Raw genomic sequence first — 25,314 nt, 5'->3', positions numbered from 1 at the left:
CGGTCGAGGGATCGTCGAATCCCCCCACTGACCCTTCTGTGCCTCCCGCATGATCCCTGCCGATCAGGTGCCGTGCAGGGCAAATTCCGCCGTCGAGCGGAGGCCGCTTGCGGGCACACGCCGGGCATCTCTGCCACGAGCCGGGGCGCCGGCGCAGGACCACATGAGCGCGGACCGTCTGAGAGACCATCGGTGGTGAACCACATGGAAACGTGTACGAGTTCCGTCAGCATCTTCACGGACTGGCTCACGCAGCACCTTGAGGAACTGGTCGACGATCTGCTCTCGGTCATCGGGCGCGACAGCATCGCGGCCAGTCCGCTCTACGGCGACCCGGCGTTGCAGGCCGTGCTCCGGTCGGAGACCACCTTGCTGGTCGCCCGCATCTTCAAGGAGCTGGAATCCGGCCTCCCCAGCACCGTCACCTCGCCCGAGGCGCGCCACATCGCGCGGCTCGCGGCGCTGCACGGCACGCCCCTGGACGATGTCGTGAACGCGCACTGGGAGGCATACGCGGTCGTTCAGGACGCCTACTTCCGGGCCGCGAAGGAGGCGGCCATCCCACCGGACTCGGCGCTGCAGCTCCTGCGATCGGCCTGCCGCCGCCTGCTGGAACACACCTCGGGGCTCATCGACACGGTCACGGACGAGTACATGGAGGCGCTGCGCAACAACGAGACGGACGAGAACGCGCTGCGGCTGCATGCCGTCCAGGCGGTGCTGAACGAGTCGGGCGCGCAGGTCGGACAGGCGCCGTACGACCTGGACGCAGAGCACGTCGCGGTGGTGGCGAGCGGCGCGGCCGCACGGGCGGTGAGCGCGTACGCCCGGGAGCGCGGCCCGTACGCCGTCGCCACGTTCGTGGACGAGGACGTCGTCTGGGCCTGGTTCTCCTCCGTCGGCCCTCGCCAGGTGCGCGACGCGGTGCTGGCCAGAACCCGGTCCGGTGAGATGGGGATCGGTGCCGCGGCCAAGGGTGTCGACGGCTTCCGGCAGTCGCACCGCCAGGCGCAGGCCGCCTACCGGGTGTGTGGGCAGACCGACCAGACAGGCACCTGTTTCGCCGACGTGATCCCCGAGTCGATCGCGCTGGCCGATCTGGACTCGACGCGCGGACTGGTCCAGCGTCAGCTGGGACGGCTGGCGCTGGACGGAACCCGGGAGGCGGTGCTGCGGGAGACGATGGTGGTCTACCTGGAGTCCGGCCAGAACGCCCGTGCGGCCGCTGCCAAGTTGGGACTGACCGAGCGCACGGTCGCCAACCGGCTGCAAGCAGTCCGTACGCTGCTTCCCCCGAGTGCCGAGCCGTCCTCGCTCGAACTCGCCCTGGCCCTGCGGCTGATGCCGCTGGTGAGGCGGAACGGCGGAGCGCGCACACGGAGAGCCGACCCGGTTCCGGCAGGCTGACGCGCAGGGCCTCCGTCCGCTGTCCCGGGCACGCTCGTTGGAGATGGCGTCCCGGGTTTCGCAGAGCGGGAAAGGCCGGGGAACAGGTTTCGTATTGCTGTCATTGTTCTCCGGTACCGGGAAATGACAAGCTGGGTGCATCACGCAATTCCCCTGGTCGAGCGGCACGAAAAAGCGCGCGGCAACGGAAAGCAGGAAAGGTGCCCGGGGCGTCCCTCGCCGTTCTTTCCGGTTGCCGCCGAGCGCGCATGGTGCACATGGCCCCGCGCAGCCACGGACATGGAACGGTGGACATGAACGGTTTTCTCCGTACGGGCCCGAGCTCCCGCTGTCTCCTCTCCCCACCGCCGGATCGGCGGCGGATGCCGGTCGGCGCCGGGCTGTGTCGTGTTCGCCGCGCCGGGCGGCAGCCACTGGCCGATCGAGACTGACGCCGGGTCCGGCCACTCGCCGGATGCGCGTACGTCGATCTCCGCCGAGATGCCGGGCGACACCCGGCCGGACGCGCGGCGCGTCCGCGGTGCGACGTCCAGGGCGCGGGCCGGGTGACGGCAGTGAACGCCCGGGGCGTGTCCGGCTTTCCGGGGCCCGGGAGCCGACCGTCGCGTCCTGGGTGCTGACTCCGCTGCGCTTTCCCGCTCCCTTCTTCACCGCCCACCGAACCCCGTACACGCCGGGGCGCCTCGCCCGCTCAGCGACGCTCCGTGCGCGGGCGGCACGGCGTTCCCGCCACCGTCACAGTCACCGTCCCCGTCCCCGGCGGCCTGCTGCCGTCGGCGCCCCACTCGCAGGAGGGTCATGACCACACGTCCCGTCCACGCCTCGCCGGTTCCGGAGCCGGGTGACGCCCTGTCGACGCCGTCCGCCGTCCCCGCCTCCCTCAGTTGGTCCGACGGCGCTGTCGAACTGATCGACCAGCGTGAACTGCCGTACCGGGAAAGCTGGTTACGGCTCAGCACCGTCGACGAGGTGATCGACGCCATCCGCTCGCTGGCGGTGCGGGGCGCCCCCGCGATCGGGCTGGCCGGTGCACTGGGGGTGGCGCTGTCGGCCCGGCACCACACCTCCGCCGACGGCCGCACGGACCTGGCCGCGGTGCGCGCCGATGCGCAGCGCCTGGCCACCGCCCGGCCCACTGCGGTGAACCTCGGGCACGAGGTGTCCCGGGTGCTCGGGCACATCCCGGAGGGGCCGGAAGCGGTGCTCCGCGCCGCCCTCGCAGCGGTCGAGGAGGACGGCACGACCAACCGGCGCTGCACGATCCACGCCGCCGATCTGGTGGAGGAACTGTTCCCGCACGGCGGGCTCCGGATCCTGACGCACTGCAACACGGGCCGGCTGGCCACCGCCGCAGTCGGTACGGCACTGGGGGCCGTACTGGAACTGGCGAGCCGCGGCCGGGTCGCCGAGGTGCTGGTGAACGAGACTCGGCCGCTGCTCCAGGGCGCCCGGCTGACCGCATGGGAACTCCAGGAGGCCGGGGTGCCCTACCGGCTGTCGCCCGACTCGGCCGCGGCCGCGGCGCTCTCTCGGGGACTGGTGGACTGCGTGCTGGTCGGTGCGGACCGGATCGCGGAGAACGGAGACACCGCCAACAAGATCGGTACGTACGGTCTGGCGGTCGCCGCCGCCCGGCACGGCGTCCCGTTCCTGGTGGTCGCCCCGGAGTCCAGCTGGGACCGGAAGCTCCCGGACGGCTCCGGCATCGTGGTGGAGGAGCGCGGTGCGGAGGAGGTCACCTCGTTCGGCGGCGTACGGGTGGCCCCCGAGGGCGCCAGGGTGTTCAACCCCGCCTTCGATGTGACACCACATCAGCTCATCACGGCACTGGTGTCGGAGGAGAAGGTCGTGCACCCGTCGCTGACGGACGCCACGCCCGGCGGGGCAGCCACGTCGCCATGGGTCGCCGAGGAACTCGCCCGCCACACAAGGGAGTTGTACGCGCGGGGTTGGCTTCCCGGCACCTCGGGCAATCTCTCGATGCGGTTGCCGCGGCCTGCGGGCGCCGCGCTGATCACCGGGAGCGGGCTGGACAAGGGCACGATGTCGGCCGCGGGCACCGTGACCGTCGACGCGGACACGGGACAAGCCACCCACCCCGTCGAGGGCGGGCCGCGTCCCTCGGCGGAGACCGCCATCCACGCCGCCGTCTATCGCACCGTCCCTGAGGCCGGGGCCGTGGTGCACGCCCATGCCCCGTACTCGACCGCGGTGGCCACGCTGGCGGCCGAGCCCGGCGGAGTCGGCGTGCTGCCGGTCCGCGATCTGGAACTCCTCAAGGGACTCGGACCGGCCGACTCCGACGGCACCGCTCTGCCCGTGTTCACCAACTGGGCGGCGGTGGACCGCATCGCCCGCGAGGTGGCGGTCCACCTCGCCGTCACGTCCGACGCACCGCCCGCGCTGCTGATCGCCGGCCACGGCGTCACCGTCTGGGGCCTTGACCTGGATCAAGCCCGTAATCGCCTGGAGTGCGTCGAGTCCTTGTGTCATCTGCTGCTCCTGACGCGTGCCGTCGGGGGCGCACCTTCCGGCCCGCCCACGCCCGCCGCCCTGCCCACCGACGCGTACCCCGAGGAAAGGAATGTGCTGTGACCCTGTTGCGGATCGCGCCCGACGACCGGCCGGACACCGTCCTGCTGCACACCCGCGACGACAGCACCGTCGTCGGTGAACTGGCTCGCCGGGGCGTGCTGTTGCGCCGCTGGACGCTGCGCGGCGGCGATGCCACGGCGCACGGCGACGACGAACTCCTGTGGCTGTACCGGACCGAGGTCGACGAGGTGCGTGAGCGCGAGTCGATGAAGTTGGTCGACGTGGCCCGGCTGCACCCCGATCCCACCGAGGAGTGGAGGGAACGCGCGGCGACGGCTCGCGCCACATTCCTGGAGGAGCACCGCCACGGCGAGAACGAGGTCCGCTTCTTCGCCCACGGCAGGGGCCTGTTCACCCTGCACCTGGACGGAGAGGTGCTCTCGGTCCTCTGCGAGGCCGGGGACCTGCTGTCGGTGCCCGCGGGCACCCCGCACTGGTTCGACATGGGAGAACGGCCGGACTTCGCGGCCATCCGCTTCTTCCAGGAGGACGACGGCTGGGTCGGGGACTTCACGGGCAGCCGCATCGCCGAACGGTTCCCCCGGCTGGACGACCTCACGGAGCCGCGCCCGTGACTCCTCTGCGGACCGGTGCCGTCGTCCTGGACATCGAGGGCACCACCGGATCCCTCACCCATGTGCGCGACGTCCTCTTCCCGTTTGCCCGCGAGCGGCTTCCCGCCTTCTTCGCCCGCAACGCCGGCAGCCCCCGGCTGACCGAGATCGTCGAGGCGGTGCGCCGCGTGGCCGCCCGTCCCGGGCTGGACGAGGCCGCAGTGCTGGACGTGCTGTCCGCGTGGGCCGACCAGGACGCCAAGGCCGCGCCGTTGAAGACGGTGCAGGGATGGATCTGGGCCGAAGGCTACGCCCGCGGCGAGCTGCACGGGCACGTCTACCCGGACGTACCCGAGGCGCTGCGGCGCTGGCGGGCTGACGGCGCCCAGGTGTTCAGCTATTCATCGGGCTCGGTGTCCGCCCAACGCGACTGGTACCGGCACACCGCCCACGGCGATCTCACCCCGCTCTTCCGCCAGATGTTCGATCTGGTGAGCGTGGGCCCCAAGGACTGCCCCGCCTCGTACCGCACGTTGCGCACCCTGCTCGGCCGGCCTTCGGCCCCGCCGGTCTTCCTCAGCGACGTCGCCGCCGAACTGGACGCGGCGGCGACCGCCGGGTGGAGCACCGTGGGGGTCCGCCGGGACGGGGATCCCCGGGGTCCCGAAGTGCCCGGCCACCCCACGGTGCCGTCCCTGGACCGCGTCCTGGTCCGGGGCGGGACGCCACCCGACGGGGCGCGGGAGGCCCCCGTGGGCCACGGCACCCGCCGCACCCCCACCGCCCTGTCCCAGGACGGCGTACGCACCGGAAGAGAGGATCCGCAGTGACGCACACCCCTCCACGTCCCGCACCCGCCGACGACTCCGCACGGGCCGAGATCGGAGTGATCGGTGGCACGGGCTTCTACGCCCTGCTCGACGACGCTCGCGAGGTGCGGGTCGAGACGCCCTACGGCGCACCGGCCGACGCCCTGACACTCGGTACCGTCGCCGGCCGGCAGGTGGCGTTCCTGCCGCGTCACGGTCGCGGGCACAGCACGCCGCCGCATCGCATCAACTACCGGGCGAACCTCTGGGCGTTGCGGTCGGTCGGGGTGCGGCAGGTTCTCGCGCCCTGCGCCGTCGGCTCGCTGTGCCGCGAGCTGGTGCCGGGCACGGTGGTGCTGCCCGACCAGGTGGTGGACCGTACGAGCGGCCGCACCGGAACCTTCTTCGACGACGTCGTGGAGCACGTCTCGTTCGCCGATCCTTACTGTGCCGCGGGACGCGCGGCGGTGCTGAAGGCGGCCGCCGACCGCGGCGAGACGGTCACAGACGGCGCGACGATGGTGGTCGTGCAGGGCCCGCGGTTCTCCAGCAGGGCCGAGTCGCAGTGGTACGCCTCGGCGGGCTGGTCGCTGGTCAACATGACCGGTCTGCCCGAGGCCGCGCTCGCCCGGGAACTGGCGCTGTGCTACACCTCCCTGGCTCTGGTCACCGACCTGGACGCGGGTGTCGCAGTCGGCGACGGGGTCTCGGAGGAGGCGGTCCACCGGGTCTTCGCCACCCATGTGGCACGCTTGCGCGAACTGGTGCTGACGACGGTGGGGGAGCTGCCCGCCGTACGCGACTGTGCCTGCGGCAGCGCGCCGGAGCCGGCCCGGAGCCTCTTCGCCCCGGGCTCGCCGGGCGCGGTCCAGGCCGCGTCGGTCGAGGTTCGCCCGGAGGTGAGGCGCCCTGGTGGGTCTCGCTCGCAGGACGGCCGGAAGCCCTCGTAGGGGTACCGCTCGGGGCTGCGGCCGACGCGGTGCGGGATCCCCTCCCGGCGGTTGCCGGGGTGGGGGTCCCTCTCAGCGGTGGCCGGGGGAGGAAGGGCGGTGAGCGGGGCGGCCCCGGAACGACGCGGTACCAGGCCACCGTCCGCAACGTCCGTGGGCCGAGTGTGCGTCCCACGGACGCTGCGTGCACGGTGCGGCCGGGCGCGGTGCCCGGGCCACCGGGTCACCGCAGGAGGCGCTCGGGGACGGCGGCGGTCCGGTGGAAGCCGCGGCGGTGGTGCACCAGCGGTGAGCCGCCCGAGAGTTCGGCGTGCTCCAGCAGGCCGACCAGGATCCTGTGGTCGCCCCCGGGCAGCACCTGCTGCAGCCGGCAGTGGAACCGCGCGGCCGCGTCCGGCAGGACCGGCGGCTCCTCGCCAACCACGACCAGCCCGGCCTCCGCCTCGGCCCGGTCGTGGTTGGCGAAGGCCCGTGCGACCCCCGCCTGCTGGTCGTTGAGCACATTGATCACGAACCGTTCGGCGGTGGTGAAGTCGTCGTGCACGGAGCTGCTGCGGTTGAGGCACACCAGCACCAGCGGTGGATCCGCGGAGAGGCTGCAGAACGAGCCCGCCGTGAAGGACCGGGGTGCGCCGTCCTGACCGGTCGTGGTGACCACGGCCACGGGGGAGGCGAGATGGGCCATCGCCTCCCGGAAATCCGCCCGGGTCACCGGCCGGCCCGCGTCCGGCCCCGGAACAACGCCCTTCCTCGCAGGCGCCGTTGACGGACGACCGGAGGCCGGGTCGAGGAGCGCGGTGCGCAGGGCGAGTGCGAGGTGCCGCGCCCGGTCGCCGGGGCGCGGCCCGGCCGGCAGCGGCTGATGGACGAACCGGCCACGGGTGAGGCCGCGCCAGTGGGCCTCTCCGCCGGGGAGCCCGGTGGCGTCCGGATGGCTGAGCACGGTGACCGGGCAGTCGAGCCGGGCCCCGGACCGGTCGCCCGCATCGGAGCGGTCGGGCGAGCCGTCGAGGAACTCCGCCGGGACCGCGACGAGAGCCGCCAGTTGCCGGATGTAGCGGGGCGTGGGCCGGGTGAGTGCCGAACCCGCGTAGACCAGGACCTGGCGGGGTGCCGGGTGGCCCGCCGCCGGCAGGGCTGCCGCCAGTCCGACGGCGGAGACCTCGGCGGCGTCGCAGCCGTACACGGCGGAGGGCGCCGACGTCAGCAGGCCGGCCAGATCCTGGTGCACCGTCTCGAAGGTCCCCCCGGACCCTTCGGTCCCGTGGTCCCGTCCGGTGCCGTCCGTGGTGGGCAGCGTGCAGCGCTCGATCTCGGGGCCCAGCACGGCGTCGGGCGGTTGGCAGCCGTGGGCGGCCTGGTCGCGGCAGGGTATGCACAGGAGTCTCATCGCGGTGTCCGATCCGGGAGCGTACGGCTGACCGCCCGGCCCGGGGCGGCCCGGAGCGGCCGCTGTCCGGTGGGGAAGGGGCGGGAAGCGCCGGTGCGCGGCACGCACGGGCGTGCCCGCGCACCGGCGCTTCCGGTGTGGAGCGGTTACGGGATGACCAGCGGTTCGCCGAGCAGGAAGCGGTCCAGCGGCTCCGCCATCACGCTTCGCGCCGGCGGGTGCAGCGCGAGCGCCCGCGCCGCGGTGAAGTACGTGGTGCTGAATCCGCTGATCATGTACGCGGTGCCGCCGAGCAGTTCGGTGGCGTGCGCGGCCACCCGCTCGACGGTGCGTTGCGCGGCATACCGCACATGCAGCGCGCGGGCGACCCCCGCCGGGTCGCCGGCCGTGCCGAGCGCCGTCCGGGCGACGGCCTCCAGGGAGGCCATGGTGGCCTCGAGCGAGCCGGCCAGTTCGACGCGTTCGGCGGCGGAGCCGCGGCGCTGCCGCAGCACCTCCTCGACCAGGCCGCCGGCCACGCCGGTGTAGCTGGCCGAGACCATGAGCTCGAAGACGTGGAAGGCCGTCGCCAGCGCGGTGTTGAGGGCCTGCGGGTCGCCGAAGGACGAGATGTACGCGTCGGGCACGTCCACGTCCGTGAGGACCACCTCGTGCGTCTCCGAGCCGGGCAGGACTCCGGTGTCACCGAGCGGACGCACCTCTATGCCGGGCGCGTCGGCGGGCACGACGGCCAGGGCCATCTCCGTCCGGTCGCTGCCGGGCATGGTCAGCATCACGCTGGCCGTGAGGTAGTCCATCGACTTCGACAGACTGCACGGCCGTTTCGACCCGTTGAGGCGCCAGCCGACTCCGTGCCGCTCGCCGCGCATCATCGGCTTCAGGACGCTGGCGGACGGCCGGCCCTCGCCGAAGCCCGACGCCAGATAGAGGCTGCGGCCGGCCACCTCGGTCAGCAGCTGCTCGGTCGCCGGGCAGGGTGGCATCGCGATGACAGTGCAATGGTGCATGTTCGCGGCCAGCGCGAGCGAGGGCGAGCGGGCTCCGAGGACGCGCTGCACCTGCAGGGACTCGGCAAGGGTGGCGTCCAGGCCGCCGTACGGCTTGGGGACCAGCAGGGCCGGCCCGCCGTGCTCGCGGAACAACCGCAGACCCGGCGAATCCTCGGACTCCAGCACGGCTGTCGGGGTGTCCCGGAGCCTCTGCTCCAGGCCGGGGAACAGCCTCTCGAATGTGGCGCGTTCCTCGGCCATGAAGGTGATGGACATGCTCGACCTCTCGTCTGTTCTGGCTCGCGTGCGGTGAGAGCCGGGCCGTCACCGGTCCTGCCCCGCACTGCACCGGCTCGGTCACGCGGTGTTCGGGGCGGGCTTCTCCAGGAATTCCAGGAGGCGCTCGGCCAGCCATTCGGGCTCGTCCAGGGATACGAACGCCCGCGACTTCTCCGCGATCACCACCGAGGCGCCGGGGAGACGCTCGGCCAGCCGGTAGGCGTGGTCGAGCGGGAAGAGCGGGTCCTTGCGGGACCAGGCGATGAGGACCGGCCCCGGGAAGGTGTGCAGTTCGGCGGCGATGTCCTGGGTGACCTGTGGCCGCAGGTTCCGCAGCAGCCCGCCCAGGTCCCGCTGCACCCCGCGGTCGTACGGCAGTGCACCGAGGAGCCCGGACAGCTCCTGGTCGGGCACCCTGCTGCGGGCGACGAACTTCATCAGCAACCGCTGGACGGCGCGGGCCCTGAGGCCCAGGCAGATGCCCCGGATCACCGGCGGTACGGCGGCCAGCGGGCGCAGCGGGGCGAGCAGCCGGGGCGGGCAGTTTCCGAAGGCGTCCGACGGCAGCAGCACCAGCCGTGAGAACAGTGCGGGTTCGCGCACGGCGGCGATCTGCGCGACCGCGCCGCCCGTGTCGCTGCCGACCAGCACGACCGGTCCAGGCAGGGTGCGGGCGACGGCCCGCACCCGGGAGGCGTGCGCCTCCAGGGAGTGGTCGGCGCCGGCGGGCAGGGCGGTCCGGTGCCCGCCCAGCGGCAGGTCCGGCAGGACCACGTGGAACTGGTCGTGAAGATGTTCCACGAGTGGGTCCCAGACGCGCCCATTGACCATCATCCCGTGGACGAACAGGAGGGTGGGGCCCCGTCCCGCCTTCCGCACCTCGACGGTGTCGCCGTCGATCTCCAACTGCTCGCTCTCGTACCGCATATGGGTCACGTGCTCCTTCTCGCCTCTCGTGTCAGTCGTTGATGGCCAACACCTCGATGTCGTAGACGAAGGCCTTGTCGTCGCGCGTGAGCGAGGAGCTGAGGCCGTCGTCCCTGACCAGAATGTCCGCTGCGGAGGCGGGGACGCGGTGCTTGGCGAGGAAGTTGCGGTAGCAGACCCGTCCGCCCGGTCGTCCGGCACGTGCGGCGTGACGCATGATCACGTCGAAGTCGTCCTGGCCGATGCAACTGGTGACGTCGGAGAGGGAGAACTTGTCCAGCGACCGGTCCGGCAGGGTCGCGATGTGCTGGATCAGGTCGCCGGTGACGATGGTGACCGCGGTGTCGGCGGCGCGGATCGCATCGACGTTCTCCCGCACCAGGTAGTGCGGCAGCGTCTCGCGGTCCGGGTACCGGCCGAGGAAGGTGAAGGCGAGCCAGTGGTTGTCCCGGGCCAGGTGGTGGGTGAACGTGTGGTGGACACGGTCCAGGACGTAGCCGCCGACGGAGTCCACGTCGATGGTGATCCGGTATCCGGGGTCGTTGAGCACGGTCTTCAGCGTCCGCTCCGAGAAGCCGTAGCGGATCAGCCCCCGCCAGAGGGGTCCGTCGACGCGGTCGCGGTAGACCGACCGCTGCTGTTCCAGGGTCGGAGCGGAGAACAGGGCCGGCATGGCGCGTGGGTAGAGCACCTTCATCGCCGGGGCGACGACGCGCCGGTAGAACTTCTCGTGCCGGCCCCCCAGCACCAGACCGCGGCGGACCTCCGTACGGTGGCGTGCGAAGTAGCGGTACGCCTCGGGGCTGATGCGGTCGCGGAGTTCGGTGAACAGCCGCCAGCGGTCCGGGTGCGGATCGATACCGAGGAACGCCAGCAGGGTGTCGTAGGAGAAGTGCCGGATCGCGGCCAGCTTCACTTCCAGCAGGTAGTTCTGGCCGGGTGAGGTGTCCACCGAGGTCACGGAGCGCGGGTCGTTCACGATCAGGCTCAGCGTGCGGCAGCCGCTGCCGGTGACGCTGATGACGTCCTCACCGGGCCCCACCTCCAACGCCCGCATCTCGGAGTCGGAGTCCTCGTCACAGGTGCTGTAGAGGATCCATTTGGCCTTGTCGGGGTTGGCGGCGTGCTGGACATGCGTCGTGCTCTTCGACCGGTGTGCGTCGTTCGGGTTCGTCACAGACATGATCACCGTCTCGGGATGTCGTGGTGGGGAAGCGGAGGCCGCGGGCGAGCCGTCCGTACGGGCGGGAGGCCGGGCCGTACGGACGGCCCGCGCACGGGTCACGTCACGAAGAACCCGTCGGCGGCCATGTCGGCCACGCTCAGGTCGAACGCCTTGCCGACCACGGCGAGGTCGTCATCGGTGTGCGCGGTGCTGAGCAGGAAGCTGTGCAACTCCGGGATGTACACGCCGTGCCGGCGCATGTAGTAGGCCAGCGCGATCGTCGCCTTGAAGTTGCTGCCCGCCATGCGCTCGCGGTAGATCCCGGCCGAGCGGTGGCTGAAGTTGAGCGAGAAGATCGAGCCGCGCGCGCTCACCCGGCAGGGGATGTCCCGCTTGCGGGTGCTCTCGATCAGCTCCGCGCGCAGGAACTCCGTCTTCTCGTCCAGCTCGCCGTACAGATACGGGTGGTCCCGGAGGTGCCGCAGCACGGCCGTGCCCGCCCGGCAGGTGAGCGAGTTGCCGCTGAGCGTGCCACCGGCGAAGGTCCGCTGCTCGTAGTCGAGGAACGGGTCCTCGGTGCTCCGGCACATCCCCACCAGCTCGGCCCGGCCGGCCACCGCGCCGCACGGCAGCCCGCCGCCGATGATCTTGCCGAGCAGGGTGAGGTCGGGCTGGACGCCCGCCAGGCTCTGCGCCCCGCCGTAGGCGACCCGGTACCCGGTGACCACCTCGTCGAAGATCAGCGGTACGCCCCACGCGGTGCAGCGTTCCCGGAGCGCTGCGAGGAACTCGCGGTCCAGGGTCGCCGTCGAGGACGGCAGGGGTTCGACGATGACACAGGCCAGGTCGTCGGCCTGCTCCTGGAGGCGGTCCAGGCCGCCGATGTCGCCGTACTGCAGCACCTTGGTGCCGTTCACCACCGCCCGCTGGGCGCCGAGCGACCCCGCGATCGGCTCGGGCGCATGCTTGTCCCCGGTGAACCGGAACCACGAACTCACCATCCCCTGGTCCGAGAAGCCGTGGTAGTGGCCCTCGAACTTCACGACGGTGTCCCGCCGGCGCCGGGCCCGGCAGAGCCGGATGGCGAGCAGCGCCGCCTCGGTGCCGGAGTTGCACAGCAGTGCGCGCTCCGCGCCCGGCAGCGAGTCGACCAGGAGCTCGGCGAGTTCGACCTCCGGCTCGTTGCCGATGGCATTGACCAGCCCGGCGGTGGCCGCCGTGGTGATCGCCTCGGTGATGACCGGATGGGCGTACCCCAGGATGTGCGGGCCGTAGCCGCCGGAGAGGTCGACGTACTCGTTGCCGTCGAGGTCCGTCACCCGGCCGGCGCGGGCCTCCTTCGCGAACAGCGGATAGGTGCTCGGGAAGAAGTAGCGGTGCATGTGGGTCGGCGCCACCAGGGACTTGTCGGCGCGGTCCCGCATCCGGAGCGAGCTCGGGATCTGCTCGGCGAACTGCTCGTCGAAGCGGTCCCGGATCTCGCGGCTCATGTAGGGGGAGTAGCGGTCGGTGAACTTCCGGGCGTTCGCCCAGATGTCGATGTCCGGGTCGAGCTGGCTGGCGAAGCCCTCGCAGGACAGGAAGACCAGCTCGACCTTGGTGAAGCTGGTGGTGTACCGCGCCCCGTACTTGTGGAGGATGGCGCTGACGTCGCGGAAGTAGCTGATCGTGGACCAGCGGTTGGAGACCGTGTCGAAGTGGTGCTCCAGTACGGCGATGAGTTCGGCGGTGTACTCCTCCTCATGGCTCCGCAGGTGCTCCCGGCCCTCCACGAAGTGGTCGGTGAAGCGCCGGGCCGCGACCGTCCACTCCTTGCGGGTGCAGGCGTAGTAGAAGGACGACAGCCCCCACTTCTCGTCCTCCGAGAGCTCCACGGTGATGCCGTAGTCGAGCAGGATCAGCTCTCCGGACTCGGAAAAGAAGATGTTGCCGGGGTGCGGATCGCCGTGCGAGACGCCGTGCATGTACAGCATCGTGTATATGGTGTCCTGGAGCCGGCGCGCCAGCTGGGCGGGATCCATGCGCACCCGGTGCGCGTCGTTGCCGCGGATCCCGTGCATGTACTCCATGGCCAGCAGGCGGGGGGTGATCAGCTCGGGGATGACCCGCGGCACCCGGACGTACGGGTGACCGGTGAAGTTGCGGTACACCAGCTTCTGCCGGGACGCTTCCTGGATCATGTCCGCCTGGGAGCGGAAGAGCTGCGCCACCTCGGTGAAGCGGCGCACGCCGTCGGAGGCGGCGACCGCCGGGATGAGCCGCTCCGCGAGCCGGACGCCGCGTCCCATCAGCCGCAGGTTCTGGTCGATGTGCTCGGGCACGCCGTCCTTCACCAGCTTGACGGCCACCTCCTGACCGTCGATCAGCCGCGCCCTGTGGACCTGTGCCACCGAGCCGCTGGCCACCGGTGTCAGATCGAACTCACCGAACACGCTGTTGAGCGGGGCACGCAGCTCACGTTCGACGGCGGCCCGGGTGGTGGCGGCGTCCATGTGCGGGCCGTCGTCCTGGAGCGTGCGCAGGGTCTGCACCCACTCTGCCGGCACCAGATCGGACCGGGTGGCCAGCAACTGACCGAGCTTCATGTAGATGGGGCCCGCCTCGACCAGGCAGCTCAGCAGGCGCTGGGCCTCCTCCGCGCGGTGGTCTGCACCGGGTTTGCGCAGGCGCGTGACGCCGTAACCGAGGGCGTTGCCCACGGCGTTGAGGAGCGGTTTCAGGGGAAGGTTGGCCACGGTGGTTCTCTCTTCCAATCTCTGGGTCTGCCGGCTTCTCGCCCGCTCAGGACACGAATTGGCCCGCTCAGTACACGAAGGAGAAGGCGCTGAAGGACATGCCGGCGCTGCCGACCCAGCCCAGCGCGCGGTCGCCCCGCTGCAGCCGGCCCTCGTGTACGGCCGTGGCGATCGCCGTGGGCACCGAGGCCGAGACGATGTTCCCGGTCTCCTGGAAGACGTGGAAGATCTGCTCGCCCAGCCCCACCGAGTCCGCCATCTCCTGCCAGAACCGTTTGGCGGAGGCGTGCGTGAACACGGCCTTGATCTCCTCCCGGGGAGGGTCGAGCCGCTTGAGCACCTCGACTCCCTCGGTGCGGGCGGTCTCGTGCAGGTCGAAGCCGAAGGAGGTGAAGCGGCCCACGCCGTTCCTGGCGACCCGGTCCGACGGCAGGCAGTACCCCTCGTGGCCCTCGATCGGGATGTTGCACAGGTCCGCGAGGTCGGGACGGGAGGAGAACGCGAACGACCACGGCTGCCCGCCGTCGGCGGTGAGGATGGTCGCGGTGGCGGCCTCGCCCACGGTGTAGGCGGGGAAGCTCCAGCTGACGGCGTCCGGGTGGGGGAGTGCGAACACTCCGGGGAACAACGGGCCGCCGGGATGCATGTTGAACTCGGCATTGACGATCATCGCGGTGCGGCAGGCGCCGGAGGCGAAGAGCCCCTCCACCAGCTGGACTCCGCGGGCCCAGCTCATACAGGCATCGATCACGTCGAAGCACTGGGCCCGGCCTGTGCCGAGAGCGGCCGCGGCGTGGTAGGCGCCGCCGGGCTCCAGGAAGCCGCGGCCGATGCCGGTGTAGATGAGCACGTCGATGCTGTCGGGCGACACCCCGGCCTGCTCCATCGCCTCTTCGCCGGCGCGGGTGAGCAGGTCCAGCGGACGTTCGCCCTCGGCGGCCCAACGGCGGACTTCCGAACCGCAGTACGCCAGCGAGAAACGGATCTTCTTCAGCGCCTCGTCGATGTCCCCGTCGAGCGTGGCGGCGCTGTGCTCGCGCACCATCTCCAGGATGTCGGCGTTGCTGACGCGCCGCGAGGGCAGAGCGGCGGTGACGGCGGCCAGTCTCATCGGCCCGTTCCCTTCGGTCCGTGTTGCACCAGGCGGGCCGTGACCTGCCCGGCGAGATCGTCGATCGATTCCGATTCCCACAGAAGTTCGGGCGGCAGCTCGCTGCCGATCCAGTCCTCCAGCAGCGTGTGGAGCTCCATCAGTTGCAGCGAGGCCATGCCGTAGGCTGAGAAGGTCTGCCCGGTGTCCACCGGCGTGCCTGCCGGAACCTGGTCCGCGAGCCAGCCGGTGATCCGGGCGAGGCAGCTCTCGCGCAGGGCGGCTGCCGCGGAGGGGGCTGACCGCGGAGCCGTACCGGTCCGTCCCGCGGTGACGGCGGCGACGGTGGCGGCGTCCGGGCGGGCCAGGGCCGGGAGCCGGCCGGAGATGAAGTCCTCACGGCAGCGCCGCCGTTGGACCTTGCCGCTCGTGGTGATCGGCACCGCACCGGTCTCGGCGACGACCACCGTGGGCGCCAGATCGTGTGCGCGCCACACCGCTTCGCGGATCTCGCGGGCCACGTCGGCGGGCGGTCCGTCGGAGCTCCGGGTGAGCTCCACGACGACCACCAGCGACTCTCCCGTGCCGTCGGCCACCCCGAAGGCGACGGTGCGGCCGCGGCGGACCGCGGGGTGGCAGTCCTCGGCCGTGCGCTCGATGTCCTGCGGGTAGTGGTTGGCGCCGTTGACGATGACCACGTCCTTGCTCCTGCCGCAGATGTGCAGCGCCCCGTCCAGCAGGAACCCCAGGTCCCCGGTGCGCAGATGGGGCCTGCCGCTCTCGCCCTCGATCTCCGCCCGGAAGGTCCTGGCGTTCTCCTCCGGGCGCTCCCAGTAGCCGGGCGAGACGATCGGTCCGGCGACCCAGATCTCCCCGACGTGGCCGTCCGGCAGCCGGCGCCGGGTTTTGGGGTCCACCACGGCGACCTCGGTGTCGCCGACGGCCGAACCCGCGGCGACCAGCGGCCGGACCCGGGTGTCCTCGGTCGGCACCACCGGGGCACCGGGGGAGGCGGTCGCGTAGGTGCCGGCGCGGTACGGTTCCCCGACCGGATGGCTGGTCACGCGCAGGGTGGCCTCGGCCAGCCCGTAGGAGGGACAGAGCACGCCGGGCCGCAGACCGTACGGGGTGAACGCCCGCGCGAAGCGCTCCAGGGTGTCCGCGTGGACGGGCTCGGCGCCGTTCCCGGCGGTCACCAGCGAGCAGAGGTCCAGGTCCGGGGCCGCGCCGGTGCGGACGGCCTCCTCCGCGGCCTCGACGCACAGGTCGTAGGCGAAGTTGGGTGCGCCGGTGTGGGTGCCGCGGTACGCGCTGATCGCGCGCAGCCAGCGCAGCGGGCGGCGGACGAACGTGGCCGGTGCCATCATGACACTCCGGGCGCCGGCGAAGACCGGCAGCATGACGGAGCCGATCTGCCCGTAGTCGTGGAAGTGCGGCAGCCAGGCCACCCAGCAGCTGTCGGCGCCGAACGCCCAGCCGGTCGCCGCTTCGTCGCACTGCCGGACGGCGTTGTGATGGGTGATCACGACGCCCTTGGGGGCGGAGGTGGAGCCCGAGGTGTACTGGAGGTACGCCACGGTCTCCGGGGTGATCTCCTCGGACGGCGGGTCGGCGTCGGGAGTGCCGGGTGCGTCGGTGTCGGTGGTCAGCCACGGGATCGTCGACGGGCCCGCGCCGGCGGTGAACAGCGACCGGCGCCTGGTGTTGCGCGCGGTGGTGAGCACCGCGGCCGCGCGGCAGTCCTCGGCGATCGCTTGGACGGTGGCAACGGTACGGCGCTGCGGGACGTACAGGGGCACGGCGATGACGCGGGCGTAGAGGCAGGCGTAGAACGCCACCACGTAGTCGAGGCCCGCGGGGTGGAGCAGCAGGGCCCGGTCGCCGGGGGAGAGGGTCTCCCGCAACCGCGCGGCGAGGGACGCGGCGCGGCGGTCCAGCTCTCCGTAGGTGAGGGTGTCCGCGACGTTCAACTCGCCTTCCAGGAAAGTGAACGCAGGGCTGTCCGGGGCGGTCCTTGCACGCTGTCGGAGAATGCTGACGAAGTCTTTTTTCAGCGTGGCTTCCACGTTTTCCTACCTCATTCATACGGGCGCATCGGGGATCTGTGAGCAGCACCCTGTACGGCGCCGGAAAGGTACGGGGCCAGCCAGGTGCGGCGCGGGAGGAGTGGCCGTGGTCCAGCGGTGATGGAACTCCGCCCCCGGGCCTGTCCGGTCGACTCCCGTCGTCCCCCGGGGAGTTCCTCCCCGTGTTCGTGCCGATGGAGGAGGGGCGGGGGCGGGGCGTCGCTTCGGTCTCCGAGCCTTCCAGCAGCGCGGGTTCCAATCAATGGCAGCATTCGGAAACCTCTGCGGATGATCTTCGTAGTAGACGAATTCACCGATGGTCGGCAGAAGATGGCGCGAGATGCGGTCCGGAGCGCCGGGGATTGCCGGTGCGTTGACCCGCGGTGCCCTTTCCGGTTCTCGGAAAGCGGTCCGAGCGGGTTTCCGCTTCCTGTTCTTGTTCGGCTCGCGCGGCCGATGGCAGGCTGACGGAGCGTGAACCCGGTGCCATGGCTCGAGCCGTGGCGACACCACCGCGGCCCATCAAGCCCGTGGTGGTCCGCACCGGAAGACGCCCGCGACCGCCCGCGCGGTCCACCCCCAACCGCCGCACCACCCACTCGCCCCTGCTGCGGCACTCCACGCCCAGGCCCCTGACCATGGAGTCACGACTGGCATGAACAACCGACATCCCCGTTCAGCGGTTCTCACCGGAGTCGGCTCCTGGCTGCCGCCGGAGACCGTCACCAACGCCGACCTCGAGGCCGTGCTCGACACCGACGACGCGTGGATCCGCACCCGGACCGGCATCGCGTCGCGCCGCCGCGTCTCGCCCGACATGGCCACCTCCGACCTCGCCGTGGAGGCGGGTCGTCGCGCCCTCGCATCGGCCGGCGGGCCCCCAGCCGACGCGGTGGTACTCGCCACCTCCACCCCGGACCGACTCTGCCCCGCCACCGCACCGGACGTGGCCTCCCGCCTCGGGCTTCCCGACGTGGCGGCCTACGACGTCTCCGCGGTCTGCTCAGGCTTCCTCTACGGGCTGGCCAGCGCGGCAGGGCTGATCGCCACCGGCACCGCCGACCGCGTGCTGCTGATCGCCGCCGAGGCCTTCACCACCTTGATCGACCCCAAGGACCGCACCACCGCCGTGCTGTTCGGCGACGGCGCGGGCGCCGTCGTGCTCCGTGCGGGCCACCCCGACGAGCCCGGCGCGGTCGGCCCCCTCGTCCTGGGCAGTGATGGCAGCGGAAAGGAGCTGCTGAGCGTGCCGGGGGGCGGTTCCCTCCGGCGGGAACCGAGCGACCGGCATCCCCGTCATGTGCTGATGCCGGAGGGGGCGAAGCTCTACCGCCACGCCGTGGCGCGGATGACCGCCGCCTCCCGCACAGCCCTGGAGCGCGCAGGCTGGCAACCGGGGGACGTGGACCGGCTGGTCACACACCAGGCCAACGCCCGGATCAACACGGCGCTCGGCGACGCCCTCGAGGTCCCCGTGGACAGGAGGGCCACCAACATCGAGCGGGTCGGCAACACGGCCGGTGCCTCCATCCCGCTGCTGCTCGACGAAGAGCACCGCTCCGGAGTGCTCACCGCAGGGCAGCGGGTGCTCATCGCCGGCTTCGGCGCCGGGCTCAGCTGGGGCGCCACCACGCTGGTCTGGCCCTCGCTCCGGTCCTCCGCCGCCGAGTCCCCGCTCCCGGCCCCGGTCGCGCACGCCGTGTGACCCCCTTCCCCGTAGCGGAGTTCACCGAGCCGCTCCCGCCCTCGCGAGCCCGCACACCCACCGCACCGCACATCCGTCACACCTCGCACCAACCTCTGACAAGGAGTCAGCGAATGAACGTTTACGAGTCGCTCAAGACCATCCTGATCGACGAACTCAAGATCTCCGCCGAGTTGGTCACGCCCGAAGCCTCCCTGGAGGACATCGAGTGCGACTCCCTGACACTGGTCGAGCTGAGCCTGCTGCTGGAGCGCGACCTCGGCGTCGACATCGAGGACCACGAGCTGAAGGAGGTCCCCGACCTTGCCGCGATGGGACGGCTGCTGGAGGGCCGCCTGGCCGGTGCCGGCGCATGACGCTTCGCACCGACGCAGCCGTGACAGGCCTCGGTCTGGTCACACCGGCCGGCATCGGAGTGGACAGCAACTGGGCGGAGATCTGCGCGGCGCGCGGCACCGCCGCGGCGATCGACGCCGAACTCTCCGGCACCCAGGTCCCGATGTCCTGCCGGGTACCGGACTTCGACGCCGATCGGCTCCTGGGCGCCCGGCCCGCCCGTCAGTTGGATCGTTTCGCGCAGTTCGCGCAGGTCGCGGCAGACGAGGCGCTCGCCGACGCCGGCCTCGACAGCGCCACGTGGGACGGCGCGCGCGTCGGTGTCGTCCTTGGCAACGCCGGAGGCGGCCTCACCGTTTACGAGCAGCAGCACCGGTCGCTGCTGGAGGACGGGCAGCGGGTGTCACCCCTGCTGCTGGCCATGTTCCTGCCGAACATGCTGGCCGGCCAGGTGGCGCGGCGGTTCGCCGCCACCGGCCCGAATCTCGTGACGGCCACCGCCTGCGCGTCCGCGACCACCGCCATCGCCACCGCGTGCGACCTGCTCACCCTCGACCGCTGCGACGTCGTCCTCACCGGCGGCAGTGAGGCGATGGTCACCCCGCTGGCGATGTCCGGCTTCGCCACCATGGGGGCGCTCTCCCGGCGCACCGGTGAACCGCGGCGCGCCTCCCGGCCGTTCGACGCCGGGAGGGACGGCTTCGTCGGCGCCGAGGGCGCCGGACTCCTGGTCCTGGAGCGGGCAGCGGACGCCCGGGCGCGCGGCGCCCGGATCCGCGCCCGTGTCGTGGGCCACGGCTCCAGTGCCGACGCCCACCACATCACCGCCCCACACCCGGAGGGCCGGGGCCTGGAGCAGGCGATACGCGCCGCACTGGACACCGCGGGGGCGGCCCCCGGGGATGTCGGTCACGTCAACGCCCATGGCACCTCGACTCCCCGGAACGACCTGGTGGAGGCGCGCACGCTGCGCCGCGTGCTGCCCGGAGGCCCGTACGTCAGCTCCACCAAGGGTGTCACCGGTCATCTGCTGGGCGCTGCGGGCGCCGCCGAGGCCGCCTACACGGTGCTGGCCGTCGAGCACGGCCTGGTACCGCCGACCGCCAATCTCGAGGACCACGACCCGGAGATCGACATCGAGGTCCCGACCGGCCCGGTGGCGCACGACATCGGACTGGCACTCACCAACTCCATGGGCTTCGGCGGCCAGAACGCCGTACTGGCCGTCGCCCCCGCGTGAGCCGTATTCGCCCGCCCGTCCTGATGCGCCGGGGCGTCCTGATGCGCCGGGCGTGCAGGCATCCGTACGTCAGTGACCCGCGCGGCGGCGACCGGTGCAGCGGCCGTGCGGCAGAGACCCGTTCCGACGGCGCCGGTCCACCCCGGCGCCGGACCCGCTCCGAGAGGCACCCGAACCCCAGATGAACCACGAAGCACAGACCGACCGGCGCGTCCGGCACCCGGAGGTGGCGTGATGGAAGAGCTGGCTGTCATCGGCGGCGGCGCCTACGCCGCGGTGTTCCTCAACATCCTCACGGAGCGTCTTGCCGGGACCGGCATGATGCCCCGTATCACCGTCTTCGATTCCTCCCGGTCCCCTTGGACCGGGGAGGCGTTCGGTGAGGACACCGCTCCCGGCCTGACCAACTCACCCGCGGCCTGGATGTCCGCCTCGGTCGCCGACCCGCTGCACTACGTCCGGTGGCTCCACGAGAACCACGGCACCACCGACGCCGACGGCGAACCTGTGGGCGCCGACACCGTGGTGCCCCGCCCCGTCTACGGGCAGTACCTGCGGGAGGTGATGGCGATGACGGCCGAGCGCGCGGCACGGGAGGGCGGCGCGCTGCTCCGGGTGCAGGAGGGCATCACGGGGGTGTCCGGGGAGGGCGGCGCGCTGCGGCTGCGCGGCGCCGGGGGCGACCACGGTCCGTACGCCCGGGTGCTGGTCTGCGTCGGGCCGGGCGGACGTCTCGACCCGTACGGGCTCTCTGGGACCCCGGGCTATTGCCACCACCCCTACCCTCTGGGCGAGTTGGCCGGACGGACCCCTTCCGGTGCACCCGCGCTGGTCATCGGCACCGGGCTGACCGCGGTCGACGTCGCGTTGTCCCTGCTCGACCGGGCCGGAACGGTCACCCTGGCCTCCAGGACCGGCCTGCTGCCGATGCCGCGGGTCACGCTCGGCGAGGCGCCGCCGCTGGTCCATCTCACCCGGCACCGCATCGACGAGGCGATCCGGGAGAGCCGCGCGGACGGTGCCCTGCTCTCCCGCATCACCGCGCTCGTCGACGCCGAACTCCGGGAGAACGGAACCACGTTGACGACCGTCCTGCCCGACCTGGTGCCGCGCGAGGACGCCGCGACCCGGCTGCGCAAAGCGCTGGCCAACCCGCAAGGACACCCCTGGCAGCCGGCGCTGGTGCACGCTGCGGCCGACCACTTCGCCTACGCCTTCCACCATCTGCCGGACGACGAGAAGCTGTCGGTGGTCACCGGAATGCATCCGTACCTGCGGAACTTCGGCGTGCCGATCCCACGCCGCAGCGCGGAACGGCTGCTCGCCGCACTGGATGCCGGAGCGCTGCGCGTCCTCCCCGGGCTGACGTCGGTCCGCGCCGTTCCCGGCGGTTTCGAGGCGGAGACGGCGGAGGGGACCGTCACGGCACCGGTCGCGGTCAACGCCACCAACAGCCCGGCCGAGAGCTGGCAGGGGGAGGCGGCCGACCTGATCGGGTCACTGGTGGCAGGGGGGTACGCGCAGGTCTCGCCGTACGGCGGGCTGCGGACGGACCTGGACAATCAGCTGCTGGACGCCGGCGGCCGCCCCCGTCCGGACCTGGCGGGACTCGGCCCGGTCACCCGCGGCTCGCACTATCTGATCGACGCCGTCGTGCTCACCCTCCGCCACGCAGTACGGCTGCTGGACCGCTGGTACCCGGCATAACGGCAGGGCGGGCACGCGCGGCGCCTTCGCACGGACAGGCCCGTCGGCGCCGTACCGGGCCGGGCCGGACACCATCCGGCACCGGCCCGGCCCGTGATGCCGCGCAGACGCCTGGGGCAGGCACGTCACGAACGGGCCGTGCGACGCCTCGGGTCCCTCTCCGGGAGCGGCCAGGGAGATCCCGACAGGGGGCAAGGAGATCTCCCGGGGGAACGGTGGCCCCGACCGCCCCGGAGCGGCCGGAAATTCCGCGGTTCGGGAGACGGAGGGGCCGGATAGCCTGGGCGAATGCTTCCCGAAGTCACCGCCACCCGCTATGTCACACCCCTGCGGGAGGGCGGCTCGCTGCCGGGCATCGTCGAGGCCGACGATCTCGGCACCTACGTCATGAAGTTCACCGGCGCGGGCCAGGGCCGCAAGACCCTCGTCGCCGAGGTCGTCTGCGGACAGCTCGGCCGCGCCCTGGGCCTGAGGGTCCCGGATCTCGTACGGATGCAGCTCGACCCGGTCATCGGTCTCGCCGAGCCGGACGAGGAGGTGCAGGACCTGCTGAAGGCCAGCGGCGGCCTCAACCTGGGCATGGACTACCTCCCCGGCTCGCTGGGCTTCGACCCCCTCGCCTTCGAACTCGGCCCCGAAGAGGCGGGACGGGTGGTGTGGTTCGACGCCCTGATCAACAACGTCGACCGGTCCTGGCGCAACCCCAACCTGCTCGTCTGGCACGAGAGGCTCTGGCTCATCGATCATGGGGCCACCATGATCTGGCACCACAACTGGCCCACCGCGTCCGCCTCGGTCGCGCGGCCCTATGACGCGTCCGACCACGTCCTGGCGTCCTTCGCACCCGACCTCGACGCCGCCGCCGCCACACTCGCGCCGCTGGTCACCGAGGAGTTGCTGGCCTCCGTCGTGGCCGACATCCCCGACGAGTGGCTCGCCGACGAGCCCGGGTTCGCCGGGCCCGACGCCGTGCGCGGCGCGTACGCGGAGGCACTGGCCGAGCGGGCCGCGACGGTGCACACCCGCATCACGCTCGCCGCCCCACGCGAGAAGGGGCCGTCACAGGCGCCCGAGTGGCTGCGCGTGTGGGTCGACGGAAAGGCCGCGACGTGACCGGGCTCCATGGCGGACGGGATGTCTTCGAGTACGCGGTGCTCCGCGTGGTGCCGCGCGTCGAGCGCGGTGAGCTGATCAACGCGGGCGTGGTCGTCTACTGCCGCGCGCGGTCGTTCGTGATCGCGCGGACGCACCTCGACGAGGAGCGCCTGCGGGCCCTGGACCCGACCGCGGACGTGGCCGGCGTTCGCGCCGCGCTGCGCGCCGTCGAGGGCGTGTGCCACGGCGGGGACCGTGCGGGCGCGGCCGGCGGGGACGACGCCGGGCGGCGGTTCCGCTGGCTGATCGCGCCGCGCAGTACGGTCGTCCAGCCCGGCCCCGTGCACTCGGGGCTGACGACGGACCCGCAGGCGGAGGCCGAGCGGCTGCTGGACCTGCTGGTGCGCTGACCGTACCGGCGTCGTCGGCCCGCGGTTCTCCCGTGAGGCCGTGCCTCGGGTGCGGCCTTGCGTCCGGTGCCGTACGGGACGGGGCCGCATGTGACATGCGGCTGACATGCGGCGTCGGCGGGTAGGGGCCGTTGACACCGGGTGCCGCTGCTTCTAGCGTTTCGTGCACCGACCTACTAAGCGGTTGCTCACTTCATTCGAGCCGAGGAGATACCCGCATGTCCACCACCGAGCAGCGCGTTGCGATTGTGACGGGCGCAGCCCGAGGCATCGGCGCGGCCACCGCCGTACGCCTGGCCGCGGAAGGCCGCGCCGTCGCCGTACTCGATCTCGACGAGGCGGCCTGCAAGGACACCGTGGAGGCGATCACGGCGGCCGGTGGCAAGGCCGTCGCCGTCGGATGCGACGTCTCCGACGCCGGACAGGTCGAGGCCGCGGTCGCGCGGGTCGTCTCCGAGCTCGGCGCGCCCACCGTCCTGGTCAACAACGCGGGCGTGCTGCGGGACAACCTCCTGTTCAAGATGAGCGAGACGGACTGGGACACCGTCATGGGCGTGCACCTCAAGGGCGCGTTCCTGATGACCCGCGCCTGCCAGAAGCACATGGTGGACGCCGGGTTCGGCCGCGTCGTCAACCTCTCCAGCAGCTCGGCGCTCGGCAACCGCGGCCAGGCCAACTACGCGGCGGCCAAGGCCGGTCTCCAGGGCTTCACCAAGACGCTGGCCAAGGAGCTGGGCAAGTTCGGCGTCACCGCCAACGCGGTCGCCCCCGGCTTCATCGCCACCGACATGACCGCGGCAACCGCGGAGCGCGTGGGCATGGGCTTCGACGACTTCCAGGCCGCGGCCGCCACGCAGATCCCGGTCCAGCGCGTCGGACGCCCCGACGACGTCGCCAACGCCATCGCGTTCTTCGCGGGCGACGCGGCCGGCTTCGTCTCCGGCCAGATCATGTACGTGGCCGGCGGCCCGCTCAACTGAACAGAACGGACACGGACATGACGGAAAAGGTCCCGGCCAGCGGCAAGGTCGCGCTCGTCACGGGCGCCAGCCGCGGCATCGGATACGGCATCGCCGAGGCGCTGGTCGCCCGCGGCGACCGCGTGGCCATCACCGGCCGCAACGAGGACACGCTCAAGGAGGCGGTGGAGCAGCTCGGCGCGGACCGGGTGATCGGCATCGCCGGCAGGGCCCACGACGAGGCGCACCAGGCCGCCGCGGTCGAGCAGACGATGGACGCGTTCGGGCGGGTCGACTACCTCGTCAACAACGCGGGCACCAACCCGGTCTTCGGACCGATCGCCGAACTGGATCTCGCGGTGGCGCGCAAGGTCTTCGAGACCAACGTCATCTCGGCGCTCGGCTTCGCCCAGCAGACGTGGAAGGCGTGGCAGAAGGACAACGGCGGTGCGATCGTCAACATCGCGTCCATCGCCGGGCTTTCGGCGTCGCCGTTCGTCGGCGCGTACGGGGTGAGCAAGGCCGCGATGATCAACCTCACCCTCCAGCTCGCCCACGAGCTGGCCCCGTCCGTACGGGTCAACGCCATCGCCCCCGCGGTGGTGAAGACCAAGTTCGCCCAGGCGCTCTACGAGGGCCGTGAGGAGGAGGCGGCCGCCTCCTATCCGCTGCAGCGGCTCGGCGCGCCCAGCGACGTGGGCGGCGCGGCCGAGTTCCTGCTCTCCGACCGCGCGGCCTGGGTCACCGGGCAGACGCTCCAGGTCGACGGCGGGATCTTCCTCAACGCCGGGGTCTGACTCGATCGCGGGCCCGTGATCCGTGCGGGCCGCGACATACGGGGACCGGGTCCGCGTCCGGCGGAACCGGTCGGCGGGGGGGGGGGCGGGGGGGCGGGGCCCCCCCCGG

General features: G+C 72.0%; 20 protein-coding genes. 13 read left to right on the top strand and 7 right to left on the bottom strand.

Features of this window, described 5'->3' with window-relative positions:
* The first annotated feature begins 204 nt into the window (after positions 1-204).
* The 5 genes from ABZ822_RS31125 (at position 205) to ABZ822_RS31105 (ending at position 6,315) form a co-directional block, all read left to right on the top strand.
* A complete protein-coding gene (locus tag ABZ822_RS31125) occupies positions 205-1,407 on the top strand; it encodes a helix-turn-helix domain-containing protein (protein WP_360861541.1) in 1,203 nt (400 codons plus the stop codon).
* 798 nt (positions 1,408-2,205) lie between these two features.
* Positions 2,206-4,002 carry an S-methyl-5-thioribose-1-phosphate isomerase gene (mtnA, locus tag ABZ822_RS31120; protein ID WP_360861539.1) on the top strand — a complete coding sequence of 599 codons (1,797 nt, stop codon included), beginning with the start codon at positions 2,206-2,208 and terminating at the stop codon, positions 4,000-4,002.
* Positions 3,999-4,577 (top strand): cupin domain-containing protein, encoded by a 579-nt coding sequence (locus ABZ822_RS31115; RefSeq protein ID WP_360861537.1) that lies wholly within the window; start codon positions 3,999-4,001, stop codon positions 4,575-4,577. The genes mtnA and ABZ822_RS31115 overlap by 4 nt, the downstream gene beginning before the upstream one ends.
* Positions 4,574-5,386 (top strand): acireductone synthase, encoded by an 813-nt coding sequence (gene mtnC, locus ABZ822_RS31110; RefSeq protein WP_360861535.1) that lies wholly within the window; start codon positions 4,574-4,576, stop codon positions 5,384-5,386. Before ABZ822_RS31115 ends, mtnC begins: the two co-directional genes overlap by 4 nt.
* Positions 5,383-6,315 carry an S-methyl-5'-thioadenosine phosphorylase gene (locus tag ABZ822_RS31105; RefSeq protein WP_360861533.1) on the top strand — a complete coding sequence of 311 codons (933 nt, stop codon included), beginning with the start codon at positions 5,383-5,385 and terminating at the stop codon, positions 6,313-6,315. The genes mtnC and ABZ822_RS31105 overlap by 4 nt, the downstream gene beginning before the upstream one ends.
* A gap of 223 nt (positions 6,316-6,538) precedes the next feature.
* Here ABZ822_RS31105 and ABZ822_RS31100 read toward each other — a convergent pair whose 3' ends face one another.
* The 7 genes from ABZ822_RS31100 to ABZ822_RS31070 form a co-directional block, all read right to left on the bottom strand.
* A complete protein-coding gene (locus tag ABZ822_RS31100; protein ID WP_360861531.1) occupies positions 6,539-7,705 on the bottom strand; it encodes a flavin reductase family protein in 1,167 nt (388 codons plus the stop codon).
* Positions 7,706-7,851: 146 nt separating this feature from the next.
* Positions 7,852-8,970 (bottom strand): acyl-CoA dehydrogenase family protein, encoded by a 1,119-nt coding sequence (locus tag ABZ822_RS31095; protein ID WP_360861529.1) that lies wholly within the window; start codon positions 8,968-8,970, stop codon positions 7,852-7,854.
* 81 nt (positions 8,971-9,051) lie between these two features.
* Positions 9,052-9,900 carry an alpha/beta hydrolase gene (locus ABZ822_RS31090; protein ID WP_360861614.1) on the bottom strand — a complete coding sequence of 283 codons (849 nt, stop codon included), beginning with the start codon at positions 9,898-9,900 and terminating at the stop codon, positions 9,052-9,054.
* Positions 9,901-9,931: 31 nt separating this feature from the next.
* A complete protein-coding gene (locus ABZ822_RS31085) occupies positions 9,932-11,083 on the bottom strand; it encodes a DUF3419 family protein (protein WP_360861527.1) in 1,152 nt (383 codons plus the stop codon).
* 98 nt (positions 11,084-11,181) lie between these two features.
* On the bottom strand, positions 11,182-13,800 hold the full coding sequence (locus ABZ822_RS31080) for an aminotransferase class III-fold pyridoxal phosphate-dependent enzyme (RefSeq protein ID WP_360861525.1): 2,619 nt from the start codon (positions 13,798-13,800) through the stop codon (positions 11,182-11,184).
* Between the two features lie 67 nt (positions 13,801-13,867).
* Complete coding sequence (locus ABZ822_RS31075) at positions 13,868-14,911, bottom strand: 3-oxoacyl-[acyl-carrier-protein] synthase III C-terminal domain-containing protein (RefSeq protein WP_360861523.1); 1,044 nt, start codon at positions 14,909-14,911, stop codon at positions 13,868-13,870.
* Positions 14,908-16,956 carry an AMP-binding protein gene (locus tag ABZ822_RS31070; RefSeq protein ID WP_360861520.1) on the bottom strand — a complete coding sequence of 683 codons (2,049 nt, stop codon included), beginning with the start codon at positions 16,954-16,956 and terminating at the stop codon, positions 14,908-14,910. Before ABZ822_RS31070 ends, ABZ822_RS31075 begins: the two co-directional genes overlap by 4 nt.
* 655 nt (positions 16,957-17,611) lie before the next feature.
* On the opposite strand from ABZ822_RS31070, the gene ABZ822_RS31065 reads away from it, so the two are divergent.
* The 8 genes from ABZ822_RS31065 (at position 17,612) to ABZ822_RS31030 (ending at position 25,205) form a co-directional block, all read left to right on the top strand.
* Positions 17,612-18,661 (top strand): beta-ketoacyl-ACP synthase III, encoded by a 1,050-nt coding sequence (locus ABZ822_RS31065; RefSeq protein ID WP_360861518.1) that lies wholly within the window; start codon positions 17,612-17,614, stop codon positions 18,659-18,661.
* Between the two features lie 113 nt (positions 18,662-18,774).
* Complete coding sequence (locus ABZ822_RS31060; protein ID WP_360861516.1) at positions 18,775-19,017, top strand: phosphopantetheine-binding protein; 243 nt, start codon at positions 18,775-18,777, stop codon at positions 19,015-19,017.
* The gene (locus ABZ822_RS31055; RefSeq protein ID WP_360861514.1) at positions 19,014-20,237 is read left to right on the top strand and encodes a beta-ketoacyl-ACP synthase II; all 1,224 of its coding nucleotides are present in this window, start codon (positions 19,014-19,016) and stop codon (positions 20,235-20,237) included. The genes ABZ822_RS31060 and ABZ822_RS31055 overlap by 4 nt, the downstream gene beginning before the upstream one ends.
* 234 nt (positions 20,238-20,471) lie before the next feature.
* A complete protein-coding gene (locus ABZ822_RS31050; protein ID WP_360861512.1) occupies positions 20,472-21,944 on the top strand; it encodes an FAD/NAD(P)-binding protein in 1,473 nt (490 codons plus the stop codon).
* A gap of 288 nt (positions 21,945-22,232) precedes the next feature.
* Positions 22,233-23,057: a HipA family kinase gene (locus ABZ822_RS31045; protein ID WP_360861510.1), complete on the top strand. Its 825-nt coding sequence runs from the start codon at positions 22,233-22,235 to the stop codon at positions 23,055-23,057.
* On the top strand, positions 23,054-23,449 hold the full coding sequence (locus tag ABZ822_RS31040) for a DUF3037 domain-containing protein (protein WP_360861508.1): 396 nt from the start codon (positions 23,054-23,056) through the stop codon (positions 23,447-23,449). The genes ABZ822_RS31045 and ABZ822_RS31040 overlap by 4 nt, the downstream gene beginning before the upstream one ends.
* 218 nt (positions 23,450-23,667) lie before the next feature.
* Positions 23,668-24,429 carry a 3-oxoacyl-ACP reductase FabG gene (fabG, locus tag ABZ822_RS31035; protein WP_360861506.1) on the top strand — a complete coding sequence of 254 codons (762 nt, stop codon included), beginning with the start codon at positions 23,668-23,670 and terminating at the stop codon, positions 24,427-24,429.
* A gap of 17 nt (positions 24,430-24,446) precedes the next feature.
* Positions 24,447-25,205, top strand: coding sequence for an SDR family oxidoreductase (locus ABZ822_RS31030; RefSeq protein ID WP_360861504.1), 759 nt, complete (start codon positions 24,447-24,449; stop codon positions 25,203-25,205).
* Positions 25,206-25,314 lie beyond the last annotated feature (109 nt).

It is taken from the genome of Streptomyces sp. NPDC047108, assembly GCF_040643575.1.
Taxonomy (GTDB): Bacteria; Actinomycetota; Actinomycetes; order Streptomycetales; family Streptomycetaceae; genus Streptomyces.
This window is presented reverse-complemented; position numbering and strand designations above follow the sequence as displayed.

What these genes read in the sequence shown, in the direction of transcription:
- ABZ822_RS31125 (WP_360861541.1), top strand. Translation starts at nt 205, where the DNA reads ATGGAAACGTGTACGAGTTCCGTCAGCATCTTCACGGACTGGCTCACG.
- mtnA (WP_360861539.1), top strand. Translation starts at nt 2,206, where the DNA reads ATGACCACACGTCCCGTCCACGCCTCGCCGGTTCCGGAGCCGGGTGAC.
- ABZ822_RS31100 (WP_360861531.1), bottom strand. Translation starts at nt 7,705, where the DNA reads ATGAGACTCCTGTGCATACCCTGCCGCGACCAGGCCGCCCACGGCTGC.
- ABZ822_RS31095 (WP_360861529.1), bottom strand. Translation starts at nt 8,970, where the DNA reads ATGTCCATCACCTTCATGGCCGAGGAACGCGCCACATTCGAGAGGCTG.
- ABZ822_RS31090 (WP_360861614.1), bottom strand. Translation starts at nt 9,900, where the DNA reads ATGCGGTACGAGAGCGAGCAGTTGGAGATCGACGGCGACACCGTCGAG.
- ABZ822_RS31085 (WP_360861527.1), bottom strand. Translation starts at nt 11,083, where the DNA reads ATGTCTGTGACGAACCCGAACGACGCACACCGGTCGAAGAGCACGACG.
- ABZ822_RS31075 (WP_360861523.1), bottom strand. Translation starts at nt 14,911, where the DNA reads ATGAGACTGGCCGCCGTCACCGCCGCTCTGCCCTCGCGGCGCGTCAGC.
- ABZ822_RS31065 (WP_360861518.1), top strand. Translation starts at nt 17,612, where the DNA reads ATGAACAACCGACATCCCCGTTCAGCGGTTCTCACCGGAGTCGGCTCC.
- ABZ822_RS31060 (WP_360861516.1), top strand. Translation starts at nt 18,775, where the DNA reads ATGAACGTTTACGAGTCGCTCAAGACCATCCTGATCGACGAACTCAAG.
- ABZ822_RS31055 (WP_360861514.1), top strand. Translation starts at nt 19,014, where the DNA reads ATGACGCTTCGCACCGACGCAGCCGTGACAGGCCTCGGTCTGGTCACA.
- ABZ822_RS31050 (WP_360861512.1), top strand. Translation starts at nt 20,472, where the DNA reads ATGGAAGAGCTGGCTGTCATCGGCGGCGGCGCCTACGCCGCGGTGTTC.
- ABZ822_RS31045 (WP_360861510.1), top strand. Translation starts at nt 22,233, where the DNA reads ATGCTTCCCGAAGTCACCGCCACCCGCTATGTCACACCCCTGCGGGAG.
- fabG (WP_360861506.1), top strand. Translation starts at nt 23,668, where the DNA reads ATGTCCACCACCGAGCAGCGCGTTGCGATTGTGACGGGCGCAGCCCGA.
- ABZ822_RS31030 (WP_360861504.1), top strand. Translation starts at nt 24,447, where the DNA reads ATGACGGAAAAGGTCCCGGCCAGCGGCAAGGTCGCGCTCGTCACGGGC.